Origin of the sequence: Coprococcus sp. RTP21281st1_F1_RTP21281_210402 (genome assembly GCF_040915325.1) — a bacterium.
Classification (GTDB): domain Bacteria; phylum Bacillota; class Clostridia; order Lachnospirales; family Lachnospiraceae; genus Coprococcus; species Coprococcus aceti.
Genome location: NZ_JBCPDQ010000005.1, coordinates 218,056 through 224,754, shown reverse-complemented (window position 1 = coordinate 224,754; position 6,699 = coordinate 218,056). Strand labels below are relative to the sequence as shown.

6 protein-coding genes are annotated in these 6,699 nt (G+C 43.9%); 5 read left to right on the top strand and 1 reads right to left on the bottom strand.

Features of this window, described 5'->3' with window-relative positions; genetic code table 11:
• On the bottom strand, positions 1-1,904 hold a 1,904-nt coding region (locus AB5150_RS08925; protein WP_368291709.1), incomplete at its 3' end, for a hydratase.
• Positions 1,905-2,411: 507 nt separating this feature from the next.
• On the opposite strand from AB5150_RS08925, the gene AB5150_RS08920 reads away from it, so the two are divergent.
• The 5 genes from AB5150_RS08920 (at position 2,412) to porA (ending at position 6,687) form a co-directional block, all read left to right on the top strand.
• Positions 2,412-3,119, top strand: a complete 708-nt coding sequence (locus tag AB5150_RS08920; RefSeq protein ID WP_022217196.1) for a LytTR family DNA-binding domain-containing protein — start codon at positions 2,412-2,414, stop codon at positions 3,117-3,119.
• A complete protein-coding gene (locus tag AB5150_RS08915; RefSeq protein WP_238050442.1) occupies positions 3,119-4,402 on the top strand; it encodes a sensor histidine kinase in 1,284 nt (427 codons plus the stop codon). Before AB5150_RS08920 ends, AB5150_RS08915 begins: the two co-directional genes overlap by 1 nt.
• A gap of 225 nt (positions 4,403-4,627) precedes the next feature.
• Complete coding sequence (locus AB5150_RS08910; protein ID WP_022217194.1) at positions 4,628-5,203, top strand: 2-oxoacid:acceptor oxidoreductase family protein; 576 nt, start codon at positions 4,628-4,630, stop codon at positions 5,201-5,203.
• On the top strand, positions 5,203-5,505 hold the full coding sequence (locus AB5150_RS08905; protein WP_004848700.1) for a 4Fe-4S binding protein: 303 nt from the start codon (positions 5,203-5,205) through the stop codon (positions 5,503-5,505). The genes AB5150_RS08910 and AB5150_RS08905 overlap by 1 nt, the downstream gene beginning before the upstream one ends.
• A complete protein-coding gene (porA, locus tag AB5150_RS08900; RefSeq protein WP_015533185.1) occupies positions 5,506-6,687 on the top strand; it encodes a pyruvate ferredoxin oxidoreductase, alpha subunit in 1,182 nt (393 codons plus the stop codon). It abuts the gene before it with no gap.
• The last annotated feature ends 12 nt before the right edge of the window (positions 6,688-6,699 follow it).

The window sequence follows — 6,699 nt, the reverse complement described above, 5'->3', positions numbered from 1 at the left end:
CATACGTCCTCAAACTTCTCCTTGATGGCATGCATAACTTCCTTGACCTCTGGGAATGCCTTACCCATGCACTCACCTGCCTCACGAACCTTCTCTACAGCCTGGATAGCCTTCGCTCTTCCAACGTACTCAGGATCCTTTCTTGACAGAGTGAACTCTGCAAGTCCAAGAGGATTTGATCTGTATGATGAAGTCTCTCCTGATGGGATAAGCTCATCTGTTGTTGTTACAGGATCATGTATAACTGATGCCACCTTGAGGAGAAGGTTGTCTGTAAGAGGAACCATCTCAGGCCAGTCCTTGATGTTTGGACCAAACTTGATCTCAACCGAAGGATCAGCCTTTCCAACACCGTTGTAAACTCTTCTGTCGTATATAGCCTTGTCGAAGAAATACTTTGGATGTGTGTACTCTATATCTGCAAGGTCTGTTGCTGATGTCAGATAGCCCTTGTTGGCTGCAGTTGCTGCGATAGAACGCGCATCCATAAGCGCAACAGATGAGATCTGACCATTCTGTATCTTTGAGCCCTCTCTGTTAGGGAAGTTTCTTGTTGAATGTCTGATGGAGAATGCATTGTTGGCAGGTGTATCACCGGCACCAAAGCAAGGTCCACAAAATGCTGTCTTAACGATAGAACCTGTCTCGATGAGATCAGCCAGGACACCGTTCTTTGCGAGCTGCATATATATAGGTGTACTTGCAGGATATACTGACAGTGTGAACTCGTCAGCGCCTATGCTCTTGCCTCTGAGGATATCAGCCGCATCGCAGATATTCTCATATCCACCACCGGCACATCCGGCGATGATTCCCTGCTCAACATACAGCTTGCCATCTCTTACCTTATCCTTGAGTGTAAAGTCGACCTTGCCGTCAAGGCTTACAAGTGCACGCTTCTCAACATCATCAAGGATATCCATGAGGTTTGCATTCAGCTCGTCGATGGTGTATGTGTTGCTTGGGTGGAATGGCATAGCTATCATTGGCTTAACTGTTGACAGATCTACATATACGACTCCGTCATAGTAAGCCACATCGCCAGGATTCATCTCCTTGTATGCCTCACTTCTTCCGTGAATGTCATACCAATCCTTTATCTTGTCATCTGTCTTCCATATTGATGACAGACATGTTGTCTCTGTTGTCATAACATCAATACCGATACGGAAATCTGCTGAGAGCTTGTCAACACCAGGACCAACGAACTCCATGACCTTATTCTTGACATATCCGCAGCCAAATGTTGCTCCGATGATGGCAAGTGCCACATCCTGAGGACCAACCCCCTTCTGTACCTCTCCGTCGAGATAGATTGCGATAACGCCCGGCTTTGCAACATCGTATGTCTTACACAGGAGCTGCTTTGCGAGCTCACCGCCGCCCTCTCCAATAGCCATAGTACCAAGAGCACCGTAACGTGTATGTGAGTCTGATCCAAGTATCATGGCGCCACACTCTGCCAGCATCTCTCTTGCAAACTGATGGATGACCGCCTGATGAGGTGGTACATACACGCCGCCATACTTCTTCGCACATGAGAGGCCAAACATATGGTCATCCTCATTGATGGTTCCACCTACGGCACACAGTGAGTTGTGACAGTTTGTAAGTACATATGGTATAGGGAACTCCTTAAGACCTGATGCTCTTGCTGTCTGGATGATTCCTACAAATGTTATATCATGTGAAGTCATCTTATCGAATTTGATCTTAAGATTCTCCATATTGTCAGATGTGTTATGCTTAGCCAATATTCCGTAAGCAAGTGTGTTCTTTGATGCCTCTTCCTTTGATGGAGCACTGCCAAGCTTTGATGCGAGAACCGCACCTGCCTCAGCATTATCCTCAACCAGCTCTGTACCATGTAACAGATAAGCACCGTTGTCAAATAATTTAATCATACTCTTCCTCCTGGTAATAGCTTTTTGTCATTTATGGAATTGCACACAGATGTATACAAAACCCCATGTTTCTCTACATCATACCATATTATTTTCAAATTTTAAATAGTATTATATTACAGCTTAACGCAAAAAATCTGCCATACATGCTCAGGCACATATGGCAGATCCTATGCATCAAATTGAATATACTGTACAGATACCCTTAACCGAAATACCTGTACCTGATACATCCTATCTGACACTATATAATCAATCTCCCCTCAGAGTTAATTATCCTCTGTTACATACACTATACTATTTGTATAATTTTTCCAATAGTTTTGGCAAAAATCGACACAAACGACGCGTATAACAACCTGAACGACATAAATTTTCGTGTACAACACACATATACTTTAATTATACCTATTGTAGAAATTCCCATTTGTATGATAGAATGTTCCTGATATGTTAATAATTTAAGAGTTTTGTTTATCTATCAATTTTTCACAGGAGTGTTTGATTATGAATTTTCTGATTGTTGAGGATGACAATATCCAGCTTACCGGCTTAAAACATATAATTGAAGAAGAGTACGCAGACGCTGTTGTCAACACTGCATCAACTTACAACGATGCCATAACAATAATAGATTCATTTGATATTGATATCTTTTTACTGGACATTGATCTCGGTGGAGGAAAGACCGGATTGGATGTATGTGGTTATCTCCGAAGAATTCCCAAATACAATGACACACCTGTCATCTTCATCACCGACATCACCGTTCCAAACCTTGATGTCATCAACAAGTATCATTGCCAGTATTATTTCTCAAAGCCTTATGACAGAATCGATGTCGTAGGAGGGATCAACTCGGTGCTCACACAGCCTGACGACCAGACATCAAGGATCCGCGTAAAGGATATCCAGGGAATACTTTTCCATATAAGCATGGATGAAATAATTTATGTATGTGCATCCGGCCACCACAAGCACATTTTCACATCCGACGGCGATTTTATCGTCACCAACCCGACCTTCGAGTCAATTTTGCAGGCTGCTGGTGATGTACCTCTGGTCAGATGCCACAAAAGCTATTACTTCAATCCCGACTACATACAGAGCTACGACAGATCCAATTCACTTATAACGCTGAAACTGGCTCAAGAATCCATACCGGTCGGGCGCAAATACAAAACTATTATAGAAACTTACCAGGAGAACAGATAATGGCTGCATATTTTGATTTTCTTTCCAAGATACTGTTTGATACCTTTGTATTTTTAGTATTCTTGATGGCGATATATAATGTAAAATTTTCCCAGATAGCAAAGAGACTTCCACCTTTGCTTCTGCTGACTTTACCAGTCTCTCTGATTGCCACAGTTACAGACTCCATGTTAATATTCACACTGATAACATACATATACTGCTTTGTATTCTACTCTCTGGTATTCCGATATCCGCCGATGAAGATCATAACGGGATACGCAATTACACTTATCATCATGACTATACTGAACCTCATCCAGATGGTTGTCATCATGCAGTTTACGGACAATCCCTTCACCAACACTTCAACATATATAACCGAAGCCATGGCTTTCATCATAGCTATACTTTTATACAAATTCGGACATATGGATAAGCTGTACGATGCTCTTATAGTGAAAAATCAGGTATCCAGGAATATAATACTCGCAGTATTTGCCCTCATGGTATCTATGGTTTTATACCAGCGTATATCCCCTAAGGACTTCATGAATATATTTATGACTTTCCTGTTTATAGTCATACTTATCCTCATTTTATACTCGGGAATGTACAAGAACTATATGAGCCTCAGAGAATCCCGGAAGCAACTACAGTCATATGAACAGTATCTTCCTATTATAGAGGATCTGATAGATCAGGTGCGCATGAGACAGCATGACTACAACAATGAGCTTCAGGCCATCAGCATGCTGCCGATCAGTTACACTGATTATGATTCCCTCGCTGCTGCCCTTTCAAATGAGCTGGATACCTCCTGCAATGACCATGTCATCAAGAATTCGTATCTTCTGAGGATCAACATGAAACTGATCGCAGGTTTTCTGTTCAGCAAGATGAACCTTGCGCAGGAGCATAATATTAATCTGGATATAGATGTCAAAAATTCCACACTCACATCCAAGGCAGCGGAATTTGAGCTTCTGGATGTCATGAGCATTCTGGTGGACAATGCATTTGACGCAACTGAGGACGGAGGTATGATAAAAGTCATCATAGACTCTGACGGCAAGACTACCACCGTTGAAACCTTCAATGCCGGATCGCAGCTCACCGCGGAAATGCGCAAGAACTTCTTCGCAAAGGGCTACTCGACCAAGCCTCTGAAGGATGGAGCTTATTCCAGAGGTATCGGACTTTACAAGCTGAAACAGCTCACATCCAAGTACCATGGTGAAATACTGCTGGACAATCAGACGGTGGATGGACAGAACTGTATCCACTTTGTCGTCAGCATATAATAAATTTTATGATCCCAAATGCTTTTTTATAGTTTTCAGATAACTTATCCCATCGTTAAATCCAACATTTTTAGGTATTTCTGTTATCCGCGTTAAATTTTTTTGTTTTTCGACTTATTTCCTTAATTTTATTCTTTACTTATTATCTATAAATGGTATAATCAAAAGGATTATTTTTCCTAATAAACGGAACTTAATGAGAAATTTTTGACAGGAGATGTGAAAGTGAAAGATACTATCGAAATCAGATGGCACGGACGTGGTGGTCAGGGTGCCAAGACTGCTGCCCTGCTCCTCGCAGATGTGGCATTCAAAACAGGTAAATATGTTCAAGGATTCCCTGAGTATGGTCCAGAGAGAATGGGCGCACCTATCACTGCCTACAACAGGATCAGCAGTGAGCCTATCAGAGTACATTCCAACATTTACGAGCCACAGTATGTGGTTGTAGTTGACGAATCTCTAATCGAACCTGTACATGTGACTGCAGGTCTCGCCGAGGATGGCGCCATCATTATAAATACACCTAAGACTCCGGACGAGGTCCGTCCACTGCTCAAGGGTTACAAGGGCAGGGTATACACACTTGATGCCAAGGAGATCTCCATGAAGACTCTCGGCAAGAATTTTCCTAACTCTCCTATGCTTGCAGCCATCGTTGCTGTCAGCGGAATCATGGAGGAGGGACCTTTCCTCGAAGATATGAGACAGTCATATCAGCACAAATTTGCCAAGAAACCAGAGGTTATCGAGGGCAACATGGAAGCATTAAAGCTCGCCTTCAGGGAGGTAATGAAATAATGAGAACAGATATAAGCAAGATACATGACAATAGCAAATGGACAGAGCTCACACCTGGAAACCACGTATACGGCGGTGGCACATCCAAGGCATTTAACACAGGTGAGTGGAGGACTTCAACACCTGTCCTAGACGAGAGCAAATGCGTACACTGTCTTCTGTGCGCACCTGTCTGTCCGGATTCATGCATTCCGGTCGTATCAGGCAAGCGTCTCGCATTTGACCTGGAGCACTGCAAGGGCTGCGGTATATGCGCATACCAGTGCAAATTCGGAGCAATCACTATGAAGGAGGGCAAATAAATGGCTATAAGAGAACGTCTTTCAGGAAATGAGGCTGTGGCACATGCTATAAAGCAGATCAATCCGGATGTTATGCCTGCATTTCCTATAACACCTTCAACTGAGATACCTCAGTTCGTTTCAACATTTATCTCCAATGGAGAGATCGATACAGAATTTATACCGGTAGAGAGTGAGCACAGTGCCATGAGTGCAGCGATCGGCGCAGAGGCTGCCGGCTGCCGTACACTCACAGCCACATCATCATGTGGTATGGCTCTCATGTGGGAGGAGCTCTACGTGGCAGCGTCCAATCGTCTTCCACTTGCCCTCGCACTTGTAAACAGAGCACTCTCCGGCCCTATCAACATCAACTGTGACCACTCAGACAGTATGGGCGCACGTGATACAGGCTGGCTTCAGATATACGCAGAGAACAACCAGGAGGCATATGACAACTTTGTTCAGGCATACAGAATATCTGAGCACAAGGATGTCAGACTTCCTATCATGATATGTCAGGATGGTTTCATCACAAGCCATGCCGTTGAAAACATCACCCTCATCGAGGATGATCTCGTAAAGAAGTTTGTAGGTGAATACACCCCTGAGCAGTATCTGTTAAATCCTGAGATGCCTATGGCTGTCGGTCCTTACGCCACATCTCCTTACTATATGGAGACTAAGATGGCTCAGAACACTGCCATGAAGAATGCAAAGCAGGTTATTCTTGACGTTGCAAAGGAATTCGAGGAGATGACAGGCCGTCACTACGGATTCTTTGAGGAGTACAGACTTGACGACGCTGACTACGCCATCGTTATGATCGGTTCTGCTGCCGGAACAACAAAGGAAGCTATAGATGAGCTGAGAAACGAAGGCAAGAAGGTCGGACTCTTGAAGATCAGAGTGTTCAGACCATTCCCTGGTGAGGAGATTGCAAAGGCTCTCGCCCACACCAAGGCTGTGGCAATCCTTGACAGATCGGAAGGATTCAGAGCAGGCGGCGGGCCTCTCTCAGCAGAGGTCAAGGAGCACCTGTATGACATTCAGGCAACCACAAAGGCTGTCAGCTACATCTACGGTCTCGGCGGACGTGACTACACTGTGGACAGCGCCAAGGGCGTATTTGCACAGCTTGAAGACATGATAGAGAACGGTGCTGAGATTCCTCAGTATCAGTACATAGGACTTAGACAGTAGGAGGTAAGATGA

Excerpts from the sequence above, each read along its gene's own strand:
- AB5150_RS08915 (WP_238050442.1), top strand. The coding sequence starts at position 3,119 with ATGGCTGCATATTTTGATTTTCTTTCCAAGATACTGTTTGATACCTTT.
- AB5150_RS08905 (WP_004848700.1), top strand. The coding sequence starts at position 5,203 with ATGAGAACAGATATAAGCAAGATACATGACAATAGCAAATGGACAGAG.
- AB5150_RS08920 (WP_022217196.1), top strand. The coding sequence starts at position 2,412 with ATGAATTTTCTGATTGTTGAGGATGACAATATCCAGCTTACCGGCTTA.
- porA (WP_015533185.1), top strand. The coding sequence starts at position 5,506 with ATGGCTATAAGAGAACGTCTTTCAGGAAATGAGGCTGTGGCACATGCT.